This is a genomic window from Planctomycetaceae bacterium (assembly GCA_021371795.1).
Classification (GTDB): domain Bacteria; phylum Planctomycetota; class Phycisphaerae; order Sedimentisphaerales; family UBA12454; genus UBA12454.
On record JAJFVK010000008.1, the window covers coordinates 57,858 to 79,236 of the forward strand.

16 protein-coding genes and 1 pseudogene are annotated in these 21,379 nt (G+C 42.4%); 11 read left to right on the forward strand and 6 right to left on the reverse strand.

Translation table 11 applies throughout. The features are described from left to right. Positions 1–2: 2 nt before the first annotated feature. Both LLF92_04065 and LLF92_04070 read left to right on the forward strand, forming a co-directional pair. The gene (locus tag LLF92_04065; GenBank protein MCE5340288.1) at positions 3–803 is read left to right on the forward strand and encodes a 6-carboxytetrahydropterin synthase; all 801 of its coding nucleotides are present in this window, start codon (positions 3–5) and stop codon (positions 801–803) included. Positions 804–938: 135 nt separating this feature from the next. Continuing rightward, positions 939–3,320 (forward strand): DUF2079 domain-containing protein, encoded by a 2,382-nt coding sequence (locus tag LLF92_04070; GenBank protein MCE5340289.1) that lies wholly within the window; start codon positions 939–941, stop codon positions 3,318–3,320. Here LLF92_04070 and LLF92_04075 read toward each other — a convergent pair. After that, positions 3,317–4,114: a lipopolysaccharide kinase InaA family protein gene (locus tag LLF92_04075; GenBank protein MCE5340290.1), complete on the reverse strand. Its 798-nt coding sequence runs from the start codon at positions 4,112–4,114 to the stop codon at positions 3,317–3,319. The genes LLF92_04070 and LLF92_04075 overlap by 4 nt on opposite strands. Positions 4,115–4,219: 105 nt before the next feature. Here LLF92_04075 and LLF92_04080 point away from each other — a divergent pair, with 105 nt between their 5' ends. Then, positions 4,220–4,654: a hypothetical protein gene (locus tag LLF92_04080; protein MCE5340291.1), complete on the forward strand. Its 435-nt coding sequence runs from the start codon at positions 4,220–4,222 to the stop codon at positions 4,652–4,654. Here LLF92_04080 and LLF92_04085 read toward each other — a convergent pair. Further along, positions 4,625–5,803 carry a rod shape-determining protein RodA gene (locus tag LLF92_04085; GenBank protein MCE5340292.1) on the reverse strand — a complete coding sequence of 393 codons (1,179 nt, stop codon included), beginning with the start codon at positions 5,801–5,803 and terminating at the stop codon, positions 4,625–4,627. The two genes, LLF92_04080 and LLF92_04085, sit on opposite strands and share 30 nt — an antisense overlap. A gap of 234 nt (positions 5,804–6,037) precedes the next feature. Between LLF92_04085 and LLF92_04090 the strand changes: the two genes are divergently transcribed. The 6 genes and pseudogenes from LLF92_04090 (at position 6,038) to LLF92_04115 (ending at position 12,810) form a co-directional block, all read left to right on the forward strand. Beyond that, on the forward strand, positions 6,038–6,937 hold the full coding sequence (locus LLF92_04090; GenBank protein ID MCE5340293.1) for a prepilin-type N-terminal cleavage/methylation domain-containing protein: 900 nt from the start codon (positions 6,038–6,040) through the stop codon (positions 6,935–6,937). After that, positions 6,938–7,117 (forward strand): annotated as a pseudogene (locus tag LLF92_04095) (type II secretion system GspH family protein). It abuts the gene before it with no gap. Positions 7,118–7,573: 456 nt separating this feature from the next. Then, complete coding sequence (locus LLF92_04100) at positions 7,574–7,801, forward strand: hypothetical protein (GenBank protein MCE5340294.1); 228 nt, start codon at positions 7,574–7,576, stop codon at positions 7,799–7,801. Further along, entirely contained in the window at positions 7,801–8,388 is a 588-nt protein-coding gene (locus tag LLF92_04105; GenBank protein ID MCE5340295.1) for a hypothetical protein, read from the forward strand. The genes LLF92_04100 and LLF92_04105 overlap by 1 nt, the downstream gene beginning before the upstream one ends. Before the next feature lie 26 nt (positions 8,389–8,414). Next, positions 8,415–8,798, forward strand: a complete 384-nt coding sequence (locus tag LLF92_04110) for a BlaI/MecI/CopY family transcriptional regulator (protein ID MCE5340296.1) — start codon at positions 8,415–8,417, stop codon at positions 8,796–8,798. 1 nt (position 8,799) lies between these two features. Next, positions 8,800–12,810, forward strand: coding sequence for a M48 family metalloprotease (locus tag LLF92_04115; protein ID MCE5340297.1), 4,011 nt, complete (start codon positions 8,800–8,802; stop codon positions 12,808–12,810). Here LLF92_04115 and lepA read toward each other — a convergent pair. Next, positions 12,807–14,603 carry a translation elongation factor 4 gene (gene lepA / locus LLF92_04120; GenBank protein MCE5340298.1) on the reverse strand — a complete coding sequence of 599 codons (1,797 nt, stop codon included), beginning with the start codon at positions 14,601–14,603 and terminating at the stop codon, positions 12,807–12,809. The genes LLF92_04115 and lepA overlap by 4 nt on opposite strands. A 624-nt stretch (positions 14,604–15,227) precedes the next feature. Here lepA and LLF92_04125 point away from each other — a divergent pair. After that, positions 15,228–15,566, forward strand: a complete 339-nt coding sequence (locus LLF92_04125; GenBank protein ID MCE5340299.1) for a hypothetical protein — start codon at positions 15,228–15,230, stop codon at positions 15,564–15,566. A 76-nt stretch (positions 15,567–15,642) separates the two neighbouring features. Here LLF92_04125 and LLF92_04130 read toward each other — a convergent pair whose 3' ends face one another. From LLF92_04130 to LLF92_04140, 3 genes are all read right to left on the reverse strand, one after another. After that, the gene (locus tag LLF92_04130) at positions 15,643–16,242 is read right to left on the reverse strand and encodes a hypothetical protein (GenBank protein MCE5340300.1); all 600 of its coding nucleotides are present in this window, start codon (positions 16,240–16,242) and stop codon (positions 15,643–15,645) included. Positions 16,243–16,267: 25 nt separating this feature from the next. Beyond that, the gene (locus LLF92_04135) at positions 16,268–17,167 is read right to left on the reverse strand and encodes a hypothetical protein (protein ID MCE5340301.1); all 900 of its coding nucleotides are present in this window, start codon (positions 17,165–17,167) and stop codon (positions 16,268–16,270) included. A gap of 126 nt (positions 17,168–17,293) precedes the next feature. Then, the gene (locus tag LLF92_04140) at positions 17,294–18,424 is read right to left on the reverse strand and encodes a patatin-like phospholipase family protein (GenBank protein ID MCE5340302.1); all 1,131 of its coding nucleotides are present in this window, start codon (positions 18,422–18,424) and stop codon (positions 17,294–17,296) included. 230 nt (positions 18,425–18,654) lie between these two features. Between LLF92_04140 and ppdK the strand changes: the two genes are divergently transcribed. Beyond that, the gene (ppdK, locus tag LLF92_04145; protein MCE5340303.1) at positions 18,655–21,375 is read left to right on the forward strand and encodes a pyruvate, phosphate dikinase; all 2,721 of its coding nucleotides are present in this window, start codon (positions 18,655–18,657) and stop codon (positions 21,373–21,375) included. The last annotated feature ends 4 nt before the right edge of the window (positions 21,376–21,379 follow it).

Genomic DNA, 21,379 nt, shown 5'->3' on the forward strand with positions numbered 1-21,379 from the left:
AAATGCACCTGCTTTCACGACAAATTCGTTTCGCGATAGACCCGTTTACTGATTCGCAGCAGACAGGCAGCAATTCATATTGCGCAAAACCAACGGCGGAAGGTCTGGCGTTTTTTTTTACGCTGTATGTTGAACTCAAAAGCAATGTTAATAAAGATACCGGCTTTGTGGTCAACGTTGCGGAAATCGATAAAATCGTAAGAGGTAAAACCATCGGTCTTTTTAACGATTTTGTTGCTGATAAGTGTCATTCCCGCGAAAGCGGGAATCCAATTCAATTCGCGAAATTGCTCACGAAAGTCTGGCGGAAAATTGAAAATGATTTCCTGCCGGCAGAAATAAATTCTCTTTCACTTGAATTAATGCCTGCGAGAAAAATTACCGTAAAAGAAAGGACAGGCGATATGCTTTATTTTTCTGAAAAATTTGAATTTGCCGCAAGTCATACTTTATGGAACACAAAATTTTCTGAAGATGAGAATTTCAAACTTTTCGGCAAGTGCGCGAACAAATGCGGACACGGCCATAATTATATTGTTGAAATTACAATTAAAAAACAATCAGCGGGCAAACAAATTATTGCCGGCGATTATGAACGCATTGTCGATGAAAATTTTATCAGCGTCGTTGACCATAAAAATTTAAACGCCGATGTGGAATATTTTAAGAAGGCAAATCCTACGGTTGAAAACATTGCCGAATTTGCGTATAAAAGTCTGGAAGGGAAATTCAAGCCGGCAAAACTCGACTGTGTAACCGTCTGGGAGAACGACAGGACGTTTTGCTGTTATCGAAATGAATAATACCAATTGGTATTATTACTCGCGCGTTGTGAGGTTTGCTAACTTCTTTGCCGGCTTCGCTTTACCCCCCTGCGGGGACTGGCGCCGCGGATAAACGCACGAGTAATTTTTAGAATCCGTATAAGGGTAATGCCGATGGTTGCAAAAAATGAATACCAACCGGAAGAGGTGATTGAACAACCGGGAAATCAAAGCCGAGGCTACTTAATTGCTGCACTTGCGCTGGCTGCATTTGCAATAATCATGTTTGCAGATGTGCTTTTTAAAACCAATCCGCAGATTCTTTCATATCTCGGCAGCGATCTTTCAAAAGAATTTATCGACTGGCGTTGTTTTGGTTTTGAACAGTTAAGGCATGGAAATCTGGCACTATGGAATCCTCACGTGTATTGCGGCATTCCATTCTTTGGCGGGTTTCAATCGGCTCTTTTGTATCCGCTTAATTTTTTGTTTATGATACTTCCACCGGCCAGGGCTTTTAATGTAAGTATAGTGCTGCATATAATATTGACCGGTTTGTTTATGTTTCTCTGGGCCCGACATCGCGGGTTAAAACCGCAGGCGTGCTTTTTCTCCGCAGTGCTGCTTATGTTTTGCGGGCCGTATTTTATGCATATTTGTGTCGGCCATGTATCTAATCTTTGTGCAATGGCGTGGGTTCCGCTTGTTTTTCTTTGCATCGACGGCATCTTCGATAAGCGTTCATTGAATTGGGTGATTACTGGTATAGCGGCTGTTTCAATGCTTATTCTGGCAGGCCATCCGCAATATGTGTTCTACACTGCCGTGACTGCCGCTGTTTATTGTATGCTGCTGCTGGTAAATCATCCGTATCGAATTCGTGTTTTGTCCCTTTTGGGGATTATGTGTGTTTGGGCCGGCCTGCTTGTTTCTGTACAGCTTTTGACAGGGTTGCAGGAATCAGCTTATTCAATTCGCGGTGATGAGGGACTGGGATTTAATTTTGCCGCCTTTTTTTCGTTTCCTCCGGAAAATCTTCTGACTCTAATTGCTCCTAATTTTTTCGGTTCGATTTCTGACAACTCTTATTGGGGCAGATGTTACCTTTGGGAGATGTCGCTGTTTTTCAGCGTAACAGGATTTGTTCTTGCCATATACGGTCAGGTTTATGGCTCCGGCAGTCAGCGTCGCTATTGTATGACATTGATAATCGTATTATTTATTCTTGCGATGGGTGCGCATACGCCATTATTAAAATTTTTATACAACTTCGTACCGGGTTTTGATAAGTTTCGCGGCAATTCAAAATTTATTTTTCCCATGACAGTCTTTGCCGTGATGCTTTCCGGTATCGGGCTTCACCGGTTAATCACGTTAAACAGTAAACCTTGCCTGCGGTGGATAATAGGCATTGGATTTGCGGGTATTTGTTTGTTTGCGGTAGCGGGTGCCATTGTCGGTTCAGTTTCAGAATACCGCGCAGATGGCTGGTGGCACGATTTTATGAAATTTGTACAATCTGCGGCAGCGGAATTTCACGAGTCGTATTGCGAATCTTCCTTATATGATAATTCCCGTTTTGTTTTTTTTGCAGCGTATCGGGCATCAATTTCATTAGTTATCGCCGCAGTAACACTGGTGCTTTTATCCTGCCTTTTTGCGTTGAAACGGCGATGGCATTATGCGGTTTATGCAGTTATACTGCTTGCGATGTCTGAACTAATTATGTTTGCTTTTCCGCTTCGTCCGACATTTGATTCGGCAGCGATAAAAATGCCGCAGCAATTCCAAAAAAATATTCCCTCTAAAGGTGATTTTCGGATTCTTAATATGTTCGACAAAAATGCGGCGATGATAGATGGCATGTTCGATGTGTGGGGTGACGATCCGGGAATCCTGCGAAGATATGCTTATTTTATGGATTTCGCGGAAAATTTAGATCATGACGCAGTAACGAAAAGTTTTTCACATCGTTTCTTTTCGTTATTGCGGTTGCGATATGTGATTGTGCAGGAAAATAATCAGCCGCGTTTGCTGACATTAAGCAATCCGGTTCTTCCTCGTTTGACGCTGGTTCGTGATTTTCAGGTAATGAAGGACCGTGATGATATTCTGAATCTGCTGGCTTCGCCTGAATTTGACCCCAATCAAACTGTTATTCTCGAATCACAGCCGGAACCTTTGCCGCAGCGGTCATGCACGTCATGCAATCAGGACACTGTAAAAATCATTGATGAATCGACTGACCATCTGACTATTGAGGCTGACATCAATAGTCCGGCAATTTTGCTTGTTACCGATGCGTATCACCCCAACTGGAAGATAACGGCGTTGGCCGGAAGCTCTCAATCAAAATATGAGCTGCTGCCTGCCGATTATGTTTTGAGGGCGGTTCCGCTGGATAAAGGTGTGCACAGGTTTCGTATGGAGTACCGTCCCACAGTTTTTATTGCGGGTATGTGGATTTCAACTGTATCTCTTGCGGCTTACTTTCTTTTGTGTCTACAGAGATTGTATTCGTTATGCAAAAAAAGAAAAAATACTGAATTGCATTAATACAGTTTTACTTTTCTTCTTGCTGAAAACTTCCTCGAGTATTTTTCCACTCTGCGAATTAGATTTTCAATTTCTCTTTGTTTTTTTTCATCGGCATAAGCTTCAATAAGCAGTTTTCGCAAAGGTTTGTCGAAATATTTGTCCAGCATACTGTGATGCAGCCTGCCGAGGTTTTCAACTTTTTCGCCTTTGTTCCACATATTTCTTTTCATTCTGTTCAAATCTATAAACGCGAAATTATAATCGTTGTTTGCGTTTGGACTGATGAATATGTGCCAGACGTATAAATCCGGCAAACTGATTTGAGCATCGTGAATTTTTCGGATATTTTTCGCAAGCGAAATTATGATTTTCTCTTTTTCCAACTGCGGCAGCATTGCCCAGTTTTGCGCGACAAAATCCGTCAAACACTGTCCGTCAAGTTCCTGCGTTATGATAAATGATTTTCGTTCAATGCCGAGCAGAAGCTTTTCGCCATAACAGGCAAGCGTTGGTGCGCCAACGCCAACTTTGGCAAGGCGGCTGATGTTGCCCCATTCATAAGCGGCCTGACTGACAATTTTGCCGGTGTTCATAAACACAAAGAGCATATCCTTGAAGTGCGAATCGTGCAGCCGTTTGAGGAAAAACTTTTTTTCGCCGTCTTTTGTTTTAAACCGAAGTACGCTGACATTTCTTTTGGTGTTTTTGTTGATTTGCTGACCGTCGTCGCAATTATAAATGTCATCAAAGGTTTTCAGGCCCTTGTCGGCAAAAACCTGCTCGTATGAATCGGCAAAAAAAACTCTTTCCATAAAATCCTTAAAAAACACAATGCCGTATATTCTATTGTATTGGCCGTAATTTTCAATCTCTATTTTTGCTTTGCTTTTTTGGGCGTTTTTAATTATTTTACTTTTATGCCTAACACCCATCTTGTCATATTGAAAAAATGCTATCTCGATAAGATACTTGACGGCAGTAAACCAGTTGAATTGCGTTTGCTCAAAGCCGCTTGTGCGCCTTATGGTGCAGTTGCTATCGGGGATAAATTGTTTCTCAAGCAGTCCAGCGGGCCGGTATGCGCGGTTGCTCGTGTCTCATCTTTTCAGGAATATAATAATCTGACACCTGCAAAAATCAAACAGTTGAAATCTATTTATAATCATCTTGTTTTCGGCACCGACGAATACTGGGAAATGAAAGCTGATAGCAAATACGCGATTTTCATCTGGATGAAGGATGTTAAAAATATCAAACCGGTGATGATTGACAAAAAAGACTGGCGTGCGTGGGCGGTTTTGAATTCAAAAAATGATTTTGGACTACTTGGTTCGGCCGATATTATTGACTAACCCGACGGACATAATATTTACCACAAGGCTCGACCCGCCGTAGCTGATCAGCGGCAGTGTAATTCCCGTAATCGGCATCAGGCCGGTATTCATACCGATATTTACAATCACCTGAATCGCGAAAATGATGCTGATTCCCGCAGCGACGTAACTGCCGAACATATCGGTACTGGCCGATGCGATTTCCAGTCCGCAGGCGACTAACATCGCATACAAACCTATAACCAGCAGGCCGCCTCCAAAGCCCCATTGATGACTGATAAACGCGAAGATAAAATCGTTATGTTTTTCCGGCAGGAAGGTATAATATTTTACAAAAGGCCCGCTTCTGTATCCTTGTCCGCTCAAACCTCCGGAGGCGATTGCCAGTTTCGACCTTGTCAAATGAAAGCCTTCGTCCGCTTCCCATGTGCGGAGCCGTTCGGCAGAAACGCCGAGCAGTTTCGCCAGCCAGGGTTTTTCCATACATTGCTGTTTGAGCCAGTTGTCGCTGCCGTCAAGTCGGCTCTGTAAAAGAACAGAGCTTACGCGCATACGCTGATAATCGTGCATATTGAGCCAGAGGACCGGTAGTGCGATTGTTCCGGCCAGAATTATCAAGACTAAATGCTTAACTTTTGCGCCGGCAAGAAACAGCATTGTCAAAAAGACAGGAAGCATCAGAAGAACCGTGCCCAAATCAGGCTCCAGAAAAATCAGGCCCATCGGTATAATCGTGAGTATGAACGGCGGCACAAGAGAAAATAAATTTCGATAGTTGCTTCGGTATCGCAAATGCCAGCCGAGCGCGATGATGTAAATAAGTTTAAAAAATTCCGAAGGCTGAATCTGCAAAAACGAGCCGAACGTTATCCACCGCCGGGAACCTTTCTTGACAGGTACAAAAGGTATATCGACGAAACTATCGACAAGTAAAAGAGCGAGCAGGATAATGATGCCGATGTAAAGCCAGCCGCTCATCGCGCCGAGTTTTTTGTAATTGAAGGAGTTGATGAAAATAAAACCGAGAAATCCGCCGGCAGCGTAAATTGCCTGCTTTTTCCAGATGTCGGTAACTCCGCCCAATGATGCGCTTGAGTCGTAAGGATTGCCGGAAGCGTAAATCATCATAATACTGATAGCGACAAGACCGGCCGCGGATGCGAGCATTACCATCCGTGTCAAAAAAAGCCTTCCGCGCAAAAAATCAAACATATCAAACATGAAACAGATGATAACAAAAAAGTTAAAAAGAAAAAGCAAGAAAAAGCGTATTTAAAATCTTTATTGGTAAATATTTATAAGAATAGCGAAGAAAAATCAAATCCCTACGAATTTTTTCGTTGACACTACGAATTGTTTCGTATAGGCTGTCTTCTACCGGATTGTTTATAGGAAATATAAATGATTAAAAAGAGCGGCTGCAAACTAAGAGTTGAGTTTGGCTTTACTTTAATTGAATTGCTTGTGGTAATTTCTATCATTGCAATGCTGCTTTCAATCCTTATGCCTGCCCTTGGCAAAGCAAGAGAACAGGCAAGACGCATTGATTGTCAATCGCATCTTGAACAGTTAACAACTGCATGGCACATGTACGCTAACAGTAATGATGATAAACTTTGTTCGTCCGATACAAGAATAGCCCCAATATTTAATTATACGGCCTGTTGGGTCAATGACGGAATAGCTGATGTGAACAATCTGAAGGGCGGCAATGAAGATTGCATCAAAAATGGGGTTTTGTGGCCTTACTTAAAAACAATAAAAGTTTATGAATGTCAAAATGCTTCAAACTATAAATCAATAAATGCCAGGCCAAACCGTATAAGAGATTACTCTTTAGCAAAAACTATGGGATTTCCAAATGATCCTCATGAACAGTTAGGAAAAGTCACACCATTAGCTACAAAAGAACCATCATTAACTTATAGGGTTTTTTCACGGATTAAAATACCTTCAGAAAAAATGACTTTTATTGATGCCGATGGAGGATATCGCGTAAAAGGGCTTGATTGGCTATGTGGTCCCTTTTGGCCTGTTGTAGAAGGATCAAATGGTGTTAGATGGGAAATAGGAGAAAAATTACTATTTGGCCATACGAATGCAAACATTATCACAGCAAGACATAATAATGGATGCAACCTTTCGTTTGCTGATGGACATTGCAGTTACTGGAAATATAAAGACAAACGTACAATCAAAATGTGTGTTGAGCAGACAGATAGAGAATTTCAATATGACGCATCGACTAACAATCCTGATTTGGAATATGCGGCTAAAATATTGGAAGGACCGAGTATTTAAATGGAGAAAAAATTACCCATAAAAATTGTAATCTATAAAGGTTTTACCTTGATAGAACTCCTTGTTGTGATATCGATCATTGCTATGATGTTGTCAATTTTAACGCCCGCACTTAGTCGTGCCAAAGAACAGGCTAAACGCATAGAATGTTTTTCAAACCTTAAACAGCTTACACTCGCATGGTCGATGTATGCAATGAACAACAGTGATAAATTATGTTCGCCTGATGTAAATTGTTTGGGAGAAGATGGGTGCTGGGTTGTTGACGGGCCGGCAGCGGCTGATAATTGGATTGGAGGAACTGAATTAGCAATTAGAAAGGGCGTTTTATGGCCTTATACACAATATATAAAACTATACGGATGCCCCACGGCGGACGGATATGAATCATCCAATGTCAGACCTGACCGTTTGCGAGATTATATGATACCCAGAACAATGGGCTTCACCGGACCAAGATGGTACGACGGACAGCCTTGCAGTACCTTTAAAAAATATACTGCAATTACAAGACCGTTAGATAAGCTGGCATTTGTCGAAGCAGATGGCGGTCTTGGAGGTGCTACCTCTGACTCTTGGCTAGTTAATGCTTTTTGGCCTTTGAATGGTGTATCATCAAAGCCTCAATGGGAATTTATGAGAAATCCTGACCTTATACCAGGTCATATTATCACAGCCAGGCACGATAGGGGCTTTAACATGTCGTTTGCTGACGGACATTGCGGGTACTATAAATATAAAGACCAACGAACTGTCAAATTGGCGGTTAAATTGATAGATTTTGATTGTAAGTTTGAAATAGAAGCGTCAGTTGATAATCCTGATTTGGATTATATGGTCGAAATATTACGAGGACCGAAATAATGAGAGAATGGAAATACCTAAAATACGAGTTAAAGGAACGCTGGCAAAGACTGACTGTCCGAAAATGGATTAATGATAATCCCAAAATTATAATTCGCATAACTATTGCAACTGTAGCTTTATTTTTCATTCTTTTGATAATTAAATTGATTCCATACAGGCCGCCGAAGAGTGTTTTCAACCGTAAGGCATGGTTTTATGACCTTAATACGAAAAAACTTTTTGCAGAAGATGGCGATAAAATTCCACCGATTGATGCTCCTTCCGGCAAATTGGCTGGAGTCAGGGCTTGTGTGCTTAGTTATGCATTAGAGCCAAATGAATCTGATAAATTTATCGGCTATCTGGAAAAATTCACGCCTCAAGGCAGAAAATGCATAGATATTTGCAAAGAGGCGGGGACTAAGGTTACAGAGGAAATGATCAAGGATTTGAATAATAACAGGTACGTTTCAAAGCCAAACGATATTAATAACTGGTTTTTGGCGAGCAGTGAGCAAGGGAAAGAAATTTTAAAACAGGCAAATAAAATAAATGATAAGGGGCAAATGCCCATACGTTGTTCACCAATGCATAAATGTGATTAAAATATAAACGAAAGAAAGGCAGTATTATGGCAAGGAGTAAAATAACGGGACCGACGGACAAGGAGCTTGGTATTCTCAATGTTCTGTGGGAAATCGGCCCTGCCACCGTCAGGCAAATCAACGCGGAAATAAATAAACAAACTAAAACAGGCTACACCACCACGCTCAAAATAATGCAGATTATGACGGACAAAGGTTTGCTTGTTCGTGATGGTTCCGGTTTTCAGCATATCTACAAACCTGCGATTAGCGAAGAAAACACTCAAAAGCAATTGGTTGGCAATCTGCTCGATAGAGCTTTTTCCGGCTCGGCTGAAAAATTGGTTATGCGTGCGCTGTCAGCGAAAAAAGTTTCCGCTGAAGAACTGGCGAGGATTAAAAAATTACTCAATGATGTGAAGGAGAAATAAAATGCAAACGCTGCAAAATATCTTATCACAGGAAATGGTGCAAAAACTCGGCTGGACACTGGTTCATTTTATCTGGCAGGGGGCTGTAATCGCTCTGCTGTGTGCGATAGTTTTAAGATTAATGCGCAAAGTGTCGTCGAATTTGCGTTATACAGTTGCCTTTATCGCTTTGGCAATTATGGTTGCTGTGCCGATGGTAACAATCAGAATGATACATATTTCTGTTCCCGGCGTAAACCCTGTTCTTGTCAAAGCAAATAATCTTCAAATAATAGAACCGACAAAAACGATAAAGGTTGATTTGCCGCAGGATACGAATATTAAACCGGCCGCGCCTGTCAAGCAATCACTGAAAGACAGATTTACAAAAACCATAGAAACTCTGCTGCCGCAAATAGTAATATGCTGGCTTATTGGTGTGGTTGTTTTAAGTATTTGGTATCTTGGCGGCTGGACGCAGTTGCAAAGACTTCGCAGGCAAATGACAACGCCGGTTTCCAAAGAGATAAAAACGAAATTAAATCAGCTTTCAAAAATTCTCGGCATAAACAAAACAATTGATGTTGTTCAATCGGTATTAGTTAATGTGCCGACGGTTATAGGTCATTTTAAGCCTGTTGTCCTTTTGCCCGCAAGTACGCTTACGGGTTTGAGCGGCGAACAAATCGAGGCGATTTTAGCGCACGAACTTGCGCATATAAAACGCTGCGATTATTTGGTCAATATTTTACAGACCGTTGTTGAGATACTCGGTTTTTATCATCCGGCCGTGTGGTGGGTTTCAAATAAAATAAGACAGGAACGTGAAAATTGCTGCGATGATGTAGCTGTGCAAATTACAGGCGATGAAGTTAATTACGCACAGGCTCTTGCAACGATGGAAGAAATTCGTTTCGGCAGACCGGAATTAGCTGTTGCGGCATCGGGCGGAAATTTGCTTGAGAGAATCAAACGCCTTCTTGGCAAAGATATTTCAAACAATGAAAAAGCCGGCTGGCTGCCATCCGCAATCGTGATTCTATTGATTGCAGGGTTATTAATTCCAATGATGTTGACATTAAGCAGTTGCGATACACAAAGAATCATCAAGTCAGAAATGAATGCAAAGATTAATCGAATCGACATTGATACTGCGACAAAAGCTGATGTCACAGAAGTTTTTGGCGAGCCGGAAAAATATATGTGGGGAGATGAAAAAAAGAAAACTGTTGAAGTTTTAGATAAAAATAATCTCCCTGACCGTTATATAATGTTTTATCCAAATGATTTCCGCGTTTTTATAGCTAACGACCATATTATAGAATTTCGCTTCGAAGGGCAGAGTGATTATGTTTTCGATGGCGGCCTTACTGTTGGCTCTTCCATTAAAAAAGCATTTAAAGTATTAGGACGACCCAGGAAAGTTGTTGACGGTCGAAAAAATGAATTTACTGAAAATACATATTTTAAAAACATAGATGGAAGAAAAGGCTTCGGTTATTACGCTGTTCCTAAAAAAAATATTCGAATCTGGATTGGAGATGACAAAGTACAAGCCATATACCTGACCCGCAGTAATTATTTTGAAAACAAACCAAGCAGGAAATTGAAAGATAGCGAATTGCCCGAAGGCAGTATTATTGACGCAAACGGATATATAGTCGATAAACTTGATTATCCATTCGTTAGGGATTTTTATGTAATTGGCACATGGAAAAGCGTTGATTATGTCAGAGAGATTGAGAATTTCAAGCCGGATAAACAGGCGTGGATTTGGGGTGAATTGTTCCTGAAAGAAATGGTATTCAACAAAGATGGTACCTTGATTGCGAAAAATGGCAATGCGCCAAAAGGCTATCGTGAAAAATGGACAAAGGGATTGGTTTTATATAACAACGACCAGAAAACCGCGTCGAAATATACCATCAAAGAAATAGCCGGCTCAACTTATATGTTCTACGAATGGAAAAGTGGCGATTATACTATTCGCCATCAGAAGCCAAGCTATTATGTTCTGAAGAAAGTTGAAAAGAATGATTATTCTTCGGTTACAATCAAAGAAGGTGTTGGATTTGATGATGTGATTGTCGGCGACGCGAAATGCACGAGAGAATTTTTGGTTTCAAAGTTTGGTAAACCAGACGGAGATACGAAGGATACCAAAACAAACGGCTGGTGGCTCGACTATCGCAGTAAATACGGAATTGATTTTTGGCTTAATAGCGAGGGCACTCTTTCAGAAATAAGATTAAATCCTGGATTTACAGGAAGTCTCGAATCCGGCATATCGATGAATTCCACTATGCAGGATGTTTTCAGGGTATATGGCAAACCGATTGCTGAAGTGAATGTTGTTAATGCGAAAAGGGGCGCGGATATTCAAAAACTATATATAACGACATCCGCAGAACCGCAAAGCAGTTATATATATTACAATCAGGGGACGCTATTGTTCTGGTTCAAAGGCGACAAAATCAACCAATTCGTAACATTTCCGAAAATGAAAGAAGCAAATAGCGGCTCAGAACCAAACGAAGTAAAAGTTTATGAAGTCGATAAGAGCGTTGCCGATTTCGCTGATAATGATTTTTCAACGCCTGAATCAGCTTATGCGGCGATAAATAAAATATCAGGTCTTAACGACAATAAAAAATGGGCAGCGGTTAGTATTAAGAAACTTTCGGAGAATTTTCTGAAAGCTCAATCTAATGAAAACGCTCCTGACCTGGAATGGATAAAGACTCTGGAAAACGCGCAGATTATTGGAGTACATATTTGGAAAAATAAATATGCGACGGTCATAGCGAAATTGCCGCAGGAATTCTCAAGCAAGCCGATAAAAGCACCTGTGGATGTTCGGTATTTTGAACTTGAAAATGGCAGATGGCTGAATGCGGGAAATGACAGATTCAACACAATTGAAGATGCAAGAGCAAAGTTTGCTAAAACCCGTGAATATCAGAAAGAGGAAAAAGAAAAAACTGAAGAGATTTTAATGAACCCCCAGCCGTTAGAGCAAATGGCACAGCAGCTTTTCGAGAAACTTAAAACAGCAGACTACAATACTATCTTGAGTTATTACGATAACGGAAATTGGAAAGAGGATGGGTGGAAAAAACTTGATTTAGATTATATGGTACATACGGCCTGGCCTGATTTTGCACTATGGGTTTGCAGGACTTTTAAAGATAATCCAATTGAAACGATCGAACTGGGAAAGGTGTTTATAGGTATTAAGAAAATTAATGAGGTAAATAATCCCGCAATCCATTATAAACTTGTTTTAAAAGATGGCGGAATCCTCGAAGGAGATTTGAATTTTGTTTACTGGGCACACAGCAAACAATGGCAGGCCGCGGAAGGTATCGACTGGCATTTACAAAAAGACCCGATTAAAAAGCCTGCCGACTCAAATACTGTTGATAAGTCTGTAATTTCGGTTGAATCAAGAATTTTATTTGTAAACGAAAAATTCTTCAAGGATATAAAAGATGCAAATTTTGTGGTCGATGTAAATCACGGCAGTGTATTAAACGATGATCAGCGTAACCTGTTGTTGGAAATGGTACGAGGCAGCAGCGATGTAAATATGCTTACTGCTCCCAGAGTAACTGTTTATGATGGCGAGGACGCGGCTATCATCGTAGTCAAACCAATCGACTATATTTCAGATTATAATGAATCTTCGACAGAGCCGCTGCCTAAAGTAGGAAATGTTAGAACGGGTGTGAAAATGACCGTCCTGCCAAAAGTATTAGAGAAAACAGATTTAATCACATTGGCTTTAGATTTTGAATATACAGATGTGGAATTTGAAAAGAAACTCTATAAGGAAAAATACGAATATCAAATTCCGAATGTGAATAAAACTCAAATCTTAAGTAGAGTTACGGTAGCTGACGGGCAGACGGTTCTGCTCGGCGGTCAGAAAATTAAAGCAGAGGGAGAGTTGGATACGGCTCTCATTCTGGTAAAAGCGCAAAAAACAAACGAAATACTTCCGCCTCCTGACTGTAACGGAATGACACGTTAATCGCTGGTGTCGAGAATTGACATAAAGGCTTTTTGCGGGATTTCCACGTTGCCAATGTTCTTCATTCGCTTCTTGCCTTCTTTTTGCTTTTTCAAGACCTTCATTTTTCGCGTAACGTCGCCGCCATAGAGTTTTGCCGTAACGTCTTTTCTGAACGCCTTAATCGATTCTCTGGCGATAATCTTTCCGCCAATCGCCGCCTGCAATGGAATCTCAAATTGATGTCTTGGAATCGCCTTGCGAAGTTTCAGTAATAATTTTCTGCCGCGGGCTTCAGCGTTCGAGCGGTGTACGATAAGGCTTAATGCGTCAACCACATCTTTATTAATAAGGATTTCAATCCTTACAAGGTCTGCCGCCTCGAAACCGATAAGCTCATAGTCCATTGTCGCGTAGCCTTTGGTTATGCCTTTGAGCTGGTCATAAAAATCATAAACTATTTCCGCCAGCGGCGCACGGAAAGACATCATAACGCGCGTTACGCTGATGTAATCAGTTTTCAGCAGAATACATCTTCGCTGCTCGGCGAGCTGCATAATTCCGCCGATACTGTCTTTTGGTGTTATGATTTCAAGTTTGACAATCGGTTCTCGCAGCTCTTCAATTTTTGTAATATCGGGAAGCTGGCTCGGCGAATCGACTTTTAGAACATCGCCATCTGTTGTCAGAATTTCATACGTTACAGTCGGTGCGGTCTGCACGACTTCGATATTGTTTTCTCGCTCGAGACGTTCCTGAATGATTTCCATGTGCAGCATTCCGAGAAAGCCGCAGCGGAAACCAAAACCAAGAGCAGGACTGTTTTGCGGGAAGAATGAAAAGCTCGCGTCATTGAGTGAAAGTTTTTCAAACGCTGTGCGAAGCTGTGTATATTCGGTATTATTGCCGGGATAAAAATCACTGAAAACCATCTGCTGCGGTTTCTTGTAGCCGTGCAGTGGTTTTTCAGCAGGGTCGCTCAACAGCGTTATCGTATCGCCGATGGTAACATCCGCAAGAGTTCTGATGTTCGCGATAACGTAACCTACTTCGCCTGTGCCGAGCGAATCGGTTTTCTTCATCGAAGGCGTAAACTTGCCGAGTTCTGTAATAAGATAAGGACGAGCGGTGCCCATCATTTTAATTTTCTGGCCGGGCAGCAAAGTACCTGAAAAAACTCTGACGTAGCAAATAACGCCGCGGTAGCCATCGAAATGACTATCGAAAATCAAAGCCTTGATGTGCGGGTCGTTATCCAGTTTTGGCGGAGGCATAAGAGTCGTAATCGCGTCGAGCAGTTCTTCAATACCTGCACCGCTTTTTGCGCTGATTTTGAAACATTCATTTCTGCTGATGCCCAGCGTGTGTTCGATTTCCTCCGCGACAACATCGGCCTGTGCAGCGGGCAAATCGATTTTATTAATAACCGGAATAATTTCCAATCCGCATTCAACCGCCATATACGCGTTTGCCAATGTTTGCGCCTCGACGCCCTGCGTTGCATCGACAATGAGAATCGCGCCTTCACAGGCTGTCATCGAACGTGATACTTCATAATGAAAATCAACGTGGCCGGGCGTGTCGATAAGGTTCAGCATATATTCCTTACCTTCATGCTTATAATTCATCGTTACAGCAGAGGCCTTTACGGTAATGCCGCGTTCGCGTTCGATGTCCATACTGTCGAGCATCTGGTCCTTGAACTCACGCTGGCTGACCGTGCCTGTCATTAATAAGAGTCTGTCGGCCAACGTGCTTTTGCCGTGGTCGATATGTGCGATAATGCAAAAATTTCGTATATTGTCTATTGTCATTTGTCTTTTCTAATAAAATTTAAAACGTCATTATAGCTTTTTGTGCGTTTAAAGCAATAATCACTTGCGTAAGTTAGGTAAAATTGCATTTTGCCGGATTTTTTGAACCATTTTGGCGTTATGGAACGTATAACGTCATAGAATTTATGAAAATTAAGCTTAAAACAATTTTGGTTTGTATAGCTCTTTTGGCGGCCGGGTCGCTGGCCTTCGACTCTTATTTTGATTCCGGAGCAAAATGCTTGCGGATGTCGATTTGCAAAGTTGTGCAATTAAAGGCTAAATCTCATTCGTGCTGTCAGGCGAAAGTTCAACTTCCCCAAACATCAACCGGAAAATGCAAGAATCAAAAAAACTGCTGCTATAAAAAACCTTCGCCGACCGCTACTCTTGATAATGAATTTGTATTTGATGAAAATAATGTTAATCCAATCTTTTTGGCGAGTGCAACTTTAACACGGTCTGATTTCATTTCTAAAATTACGTGTTTATCAACGGGACCTCCATTTCAATTTAATGACAAAGGACAATCCATTCTTTGCGTTTTCATAATTTGAGATGCACAGAGAGATTGTATTTTGTTGTAATTAAAAATTGAAAACTTAAATTTTTGGAGTATTTAAAATGTTAAAGAAACTTAGTATAATCGGTTTAGCGTTAGTATTATTTGTCGGCTTGAGTTTGTCCGGGTTTGAATCAAAGGTATTCGCCGGCGAAGGCTGCGGCGCAAAAGCCGGATGTAATAAGGAAGACGCCAAGCAATGCGACAAAGACAAGGAATGTAAATGCGGCGATGATTGCAAATGCGGGGACAACTGCAAGTGTGAAAACTGTAAATGCGATAGCTGCAAAAAAGCCAAGGAATGCAAATGCGGCGACAAATGCAAATGCGGCGACAAATGCACATGCGGCAAAGACTGCAAATGCGAAAATTGCAAATGCAAAACAGGCTGCAAGAAGTAACTCGCCGAGGTAAATTCAAAGGCCCGAAATTATCCGGGCCTTTTTTTATAAAGAAAAATAGGTACCATTTTTCTTTCTACAGTGGCCAATCGCTTGGGCAGTAATCCATCCAGTAGCTCGCGAGAATTTCGAAATCCCTGAAATTAACATTATTGTCGGCGTATAAATCTGCCGACCAGCCGCTGCCGGTTTTGAGCCATTGCTCGGCCATCGTTTTTAAATGCAGATAATTGACGATGCAGACTTTCACGCCCTGATTGGATAAATCGCTTGAGTTAAAATTAATCCAGCCGATATTTTCTCCCCAGGCATAGCCTGAAAAGTTACCGTTAGTGTCGATAGAAACGCCGCCATAATCCGGGTCGAAGTTAATCCATCCGACATTTTCGCCCCATGCGTAGCCGCTTAAATGTCCATAGCCGTCGTTAGCAACGCCGCCGTAAGTGGTTGGCGAAAGATTAATCCAGCCGATATTTTCAGCCCAAATATAACCTGTAACTTTATCGCGTTCGACTAACGCACCGCTGCCGGTTACGCCCGGCTCGAAATTTATCCAGCCAACGTTTTCGCCGTAAGCGTACTGATTGCCGGTGTTTTTCGGGTCGATATTTTCAGCGTTTGCAATACCTGAAATCAAAAGCAATACCGACATTAAAAAGTATAATTTATTTTTCATAGTTTTATTCCTTTGCCTTTTTTTCTTACGGCGCACAATTTGTACCGACACAACTTGCCGGTTTGTACATATTATTTGTACCGCTGCCATTATTATAAGCTGTATTCTGGTCAAGCATACAGTATCCTCCCGCATAAATGCCATAAACCGTACCTGTAGCTGAAGTGCCGTTAGAATAGACTGTATTGCCTATAATGGTACTGCCTACATCGGTGATGATTCCATAGACCATAGTGCCGGTCGAAACATCACCATTATCATAAACTGTGTTTCCGGTTATTGTACAACCACCTCCAACAACGATACCGAAAATATACGCTGCAACGCCAACCCCGTTAGAATGAACCATATTTCCTGTGATTTTGGCTCCTGCACCGGCATGGATACCGTACACCTGCGATCCTGCGGGTGCAAAACCATTATAGACGGATGTGCAGTTTCTGACCTCGTGGCCATAACCGACAAGCTGAATACCCTGTTTTGAATTTGATTGAACACGCACATCAATCACACGATTATCTGTTGCGGTAGTATATTCTTCATCTATACCAACAGTGAAATTTCGAATAGTTCCATTTCTGATTTCGACATTACTTTTGCCAAGAATATAAATACCATATGTAGTTCCGGCACCGTTGCCTATTAGCGAATAGCCGCAAAGGTCTATCGTAACATTATTGGCATCAATTCTTATGCCGTGAGATGAACATAGTCTTTCGCCCTGAAGGTAATACGAACCGCCGGCAGTGATATAAAACGTAGTGGAACCAAGTGCTGATGCGGGAATAGGAATTCTCGGCTCTATCTGGTCGAGCGTTTTCATTGTCGGGCCGGGCGGCGATGTTGGCTGCAACTCACCGGCGAAACAAAAATTACAAATTACAATTTGGCAGACAATAATTGAAATAATGGACGTGATCTTCATTCTTCATTCTCCTTAAAAAAATGATTTTGTATCGATGGATATACTACCGCTGAATGCCTGAAAAAACAAGGAAAAAGCGGTTCAATTATATGTTTAAAACCTTGTTAAAACTCTCAAAAATGAGGTTTAATCGATAACGAGCTGATTTTTCCACTCGCAATTTTTGCCCTTTTCATATCCGATATCAAAAAGGATTTTCATTTCCCTTGGGTCGAACATTTTTTTTGTTTTCGCTACATATTCTTTTGGGATGCACATATATTCGAATTGGGCGTTGTCTCGTCTGGCCATCCAGTAAATTCGATTCAAATCGCTCCATGTCTGCATCTTCATCATCGTGTAGAAAGAATGTTCGAGAATCCTGATGGCATTTCTTTTCACCTGCTTCTGGTCGGGAGCGCCGATACCATTCTTGATAACGTAAATATTGCACGGCCCATTTGGCGTTTTTCCAGTTTCGCTTAGAGGTTTGAAATAACAGAACACGCCTGTAACAACGCCGCCGTCAACGTGCATTTCATCGTACATATTGCCGTCAGCGGCAACCTCGAAACACACCGGCGGAAACGCGCCCGGAAAAGCGGATGACGCAAGCAGAACTTTTCTGAAAAGTTCCGTCGCTTTCGGGCTTTTGCTCGAAGCAATCGCACCCATATCCCAAACAACAAAACGCTGCGCATCGAGATAAGTTGTGCCGACATATAAACGTCTGCCTTTGGCGTGTTCACGTGCGATGGCGTCAATCTTTTCCTGCGTGAGAGTTTTTTCTATTAAATCGGAAAGAGGCTGCGTATCGGCATACGATTCGTTCCATAACATTCCAATAAAACCGAGACAACCTTTAACGTCGAATATGTCTTTATCAGAAATTGAAGTGTAAATTTGTTTCAGTTCTTCATCGCAGTTAGAACCGAGAAATGCAAGCGGGGCGATTAATGCGCCGGTGCTTATTCCGGTAACGACCTGGAACTGCGGACGTTTGCCGCTCTGTGTCCAGCCGTACAAAACGCCTGCGCCGAAAGCGCCGTTTGCGCCGCCGCCGGAAAGAGCCAAAAATGCGCAGCCGTTGGCATCGTTTGGATCCTGTTTGAAATCGGGAATAAAATTCTGGTCAAAAACCCTGATATTGTTCGGCATATCGGGAATTGACGTTTTGTAAATCAGATTTTCAGGTACTGCGTGGCGAACCGGCGCACAGCCCGATAACAACGCGGTTATTACTATTGAAATTGACAAAATTGTCTTGTTACGAGTCATTTAAAGTCCTTTTTTGAGAGATAATTATGTAGAATTTTTCACATTAGTCAATAATTTAAAAAAACAAAAAAGACAACGCCTCACTTTTTATTTTTTTGCCCGTTTTCAATACTGAAAATGGTTGACAGTCTTTGTTTGCAGGCCTATACTTGTCCCCTCAAAATGTTTCTTTATGTAATATTCGTTTAATTGCCCCATGGGGCTACTTTAATTTAAGGAGTTTTAGAACAATGGCTAAAAGTGCAAAAACAGTTTTCTTCTTCGGCGCAGGCAAGGCTGAAGGTATGAGCGTCGCAAAGGCAGACGCAGATCGCAGAATGATACTTGGCGGCAAAGGCGCAGGTCTTGCCGATATGACGTTTGCCGGTTTGCCGGTACCTCCGGGTTTCACAATTTCCGTTGATGAGTGCGAGAACTATTACAAACAGGGCAGAAAACTTGCCGAGTCTGTGAAAAAACAAGTTCGCGAAAACATGGCGAAAGTTGAAAAGGATATGAAAAAGAAATTCGGCGATGTCAACGACCCGCTTTTGTTCTCGGTTCGTTCAGGCGCTGCTCGTTCGATGCCCGGTATGATGGAAACAATTCTGAACCTCGGCCTTAACGACAAATCAGTCGAAGGTCTGGCAAAGAAAACCGGCAATCCGCGTTTCGCTTATGACGCATATCGCAGATTCATTCAGATGTACAGCACAACAGCAATGGGTCTTTCAAAAGAGCCGATGGAAGAAATGCTGCACAACGAAAAGAAAAAAGCCGGCGTTAAAACCGACCCGGAACTCAACGCGGAAGCGCTCAAAGACCTCTGCGAACAGTTCAAGAAATTCTATTCAGAAAAAATGAAAGGCCAGTCTTTCCCACAGGATCCTTATGAACAACTCTGGGGCGCTATCGGCGCAGTATTCGGAAGCTGGGAAGCTGACAAGGCAGTTAAGTACCGCCAGGTTGAAAAAATCAGCAACCTTAAAGGTACCGCAGTAAACGTTCAGACGATGGTATTCGGCAATATGGGCGATTCATCGGGCACAGGCGTTTGCTTCACACGCGACCCGAACACAGGCGAAAACGTATTCTACGGCGATTGCCTTATCAACGCACAGGGCGAAGACGTTGTTGCCGGTATCAGAACTCCGATGAAACTTTCAGAGCTTGGCAAACTTCTGCCAAAAGCATACAAGCAGCTCTGTCAGGTTCGTTTGCAGTTAGAAAAACATTACAAAGATATGCAGGATTTGGAATTTACAGTTCAGGAAGAAAAGCTGTATATGCTCCAGTGCAGAACCGGCAAAAGAACAGCCGCTGCGGTATTCAAAATTGCCGCTGATATGGTAAAAGAAAAACTGCTCACAAAGGAAGAAGCAGTTGCGAGAATGACGCCGGAAGACATCGAAAGATTGTTCTATCCGCAGCTCGACTTAAAAGCCGCAAAGAGCGCGACGAAAATAGCAAATGGTATTAACGCCGTTCCAGGCGCAGCGTCAGGCAAAGTAGTATTCACCGCCGCTGAAGCAGAAGAGATGGCAAAGAATGGCGAAAAAGTTCTGCTGGTCAGAAAAGAAACATCTCCGGAAGACGTAGGCGGTATGCACGCTGCGGTTGGCATTTTGACAGCGACAGGCGGAAAGACAAGCCACGCTGCGGTAGTTGCACGCGGTTGGGGTAAATGCTGCGTCGTAGGATGCGAAGCTTTGAATATCAACAACGAAACAAAGAGTATGACTGTTGGCGATAGAACGATTAAGCAGGGCGATTTCCTTACACTCGACGGCAACACCGGCGATGTTTATATGGGACAATTAGGTTTGCAGATGCCCGAACAGCCCGCCGCATATCAGACAATTATGAAATATTGCGACGAGCTTCGTACATTGAAGGTTCGTACAAACGCTGATACGCCGTATGATGCGAAAAAAGCTGTTGAAATGGGTGCCGAAGGTATCGGCCTTTGCAGAACAGAACATATGTTCTTCGATACAGAAGAAAGACGCCTTGCGATTCAGGAAATGATTGTTGCCGAAGGTGTTGAGGCACGCAAAGCCGCGCTGGCAAAACTGCTTCCAATTCAGCAGAAAGATTTCGAAGGCATCTTCACGGCGATGAACGGCAAACCTGTTACAATTCGTCTGATTGATCCGCCGCTTCATGAGTTCACGCCGAAAGATGATGAAGGTGTGCAAAAGCTAAGTAAAATAACAGGCATTAGTCCTGAAAAGATTAAGCATCGCTGTGAACAGCTTCACGAATCGAATCCGATGCTTGGCCATCGCGGATGTCGTCTTTGCATTACATATCCGGAAATTCTCGATATGCAGGTAACTGCGATTATCAAGGCCGCGATAGCATGTGCAAAAGCAGGCGTAAAGGTATTGCCGGAAATTATGATTCCGCTGACAATCGATAAGAAAGAACTTTCAATTCAGGTTGACCAGGCTCGCGCTCTCGCTAACGGTTTGATTAAAGAAGCGAAGTCGAAAGTTAAATATATGATTGGCACGATGATTGAAATTCCACGTGCCGCACTGCTGGCTGACCAGATTGCCGAAGTCGCGGAGTTCTTCTCATGCGGAACAAACGACCTGACGCAAATGACGCTCGGTCTTTCACGCGACGACGCAGGCAGATTCCTGCCGATTTATGTCGCAAGCGAAAAAGACGGCGGCAAGGGCATCTTCAAGGCTGACCCATTCCAGAGTCTGGATCAGGAAGGCGTTGGTATGCTTGTGAAGATGGCGATTGAAAAAGGTCGTTCAACACGCAAAGACCTTAAAGTCGGTATCTGCGGCGAACACGGCGGCGAGTCAACAAGCGTTAAGTTCTGCCATAGCGTTGGTATGAACTACGTTTCCTGCTCACCGTTCAGGGTTCCAATCGCAAGACTGGCTGCCGCACAGGCTGTAATCGCTGATAAAGCTGCCGCAAAAGGCAAAAAAACAGCGAAAAAAGGCAAATAGGCAA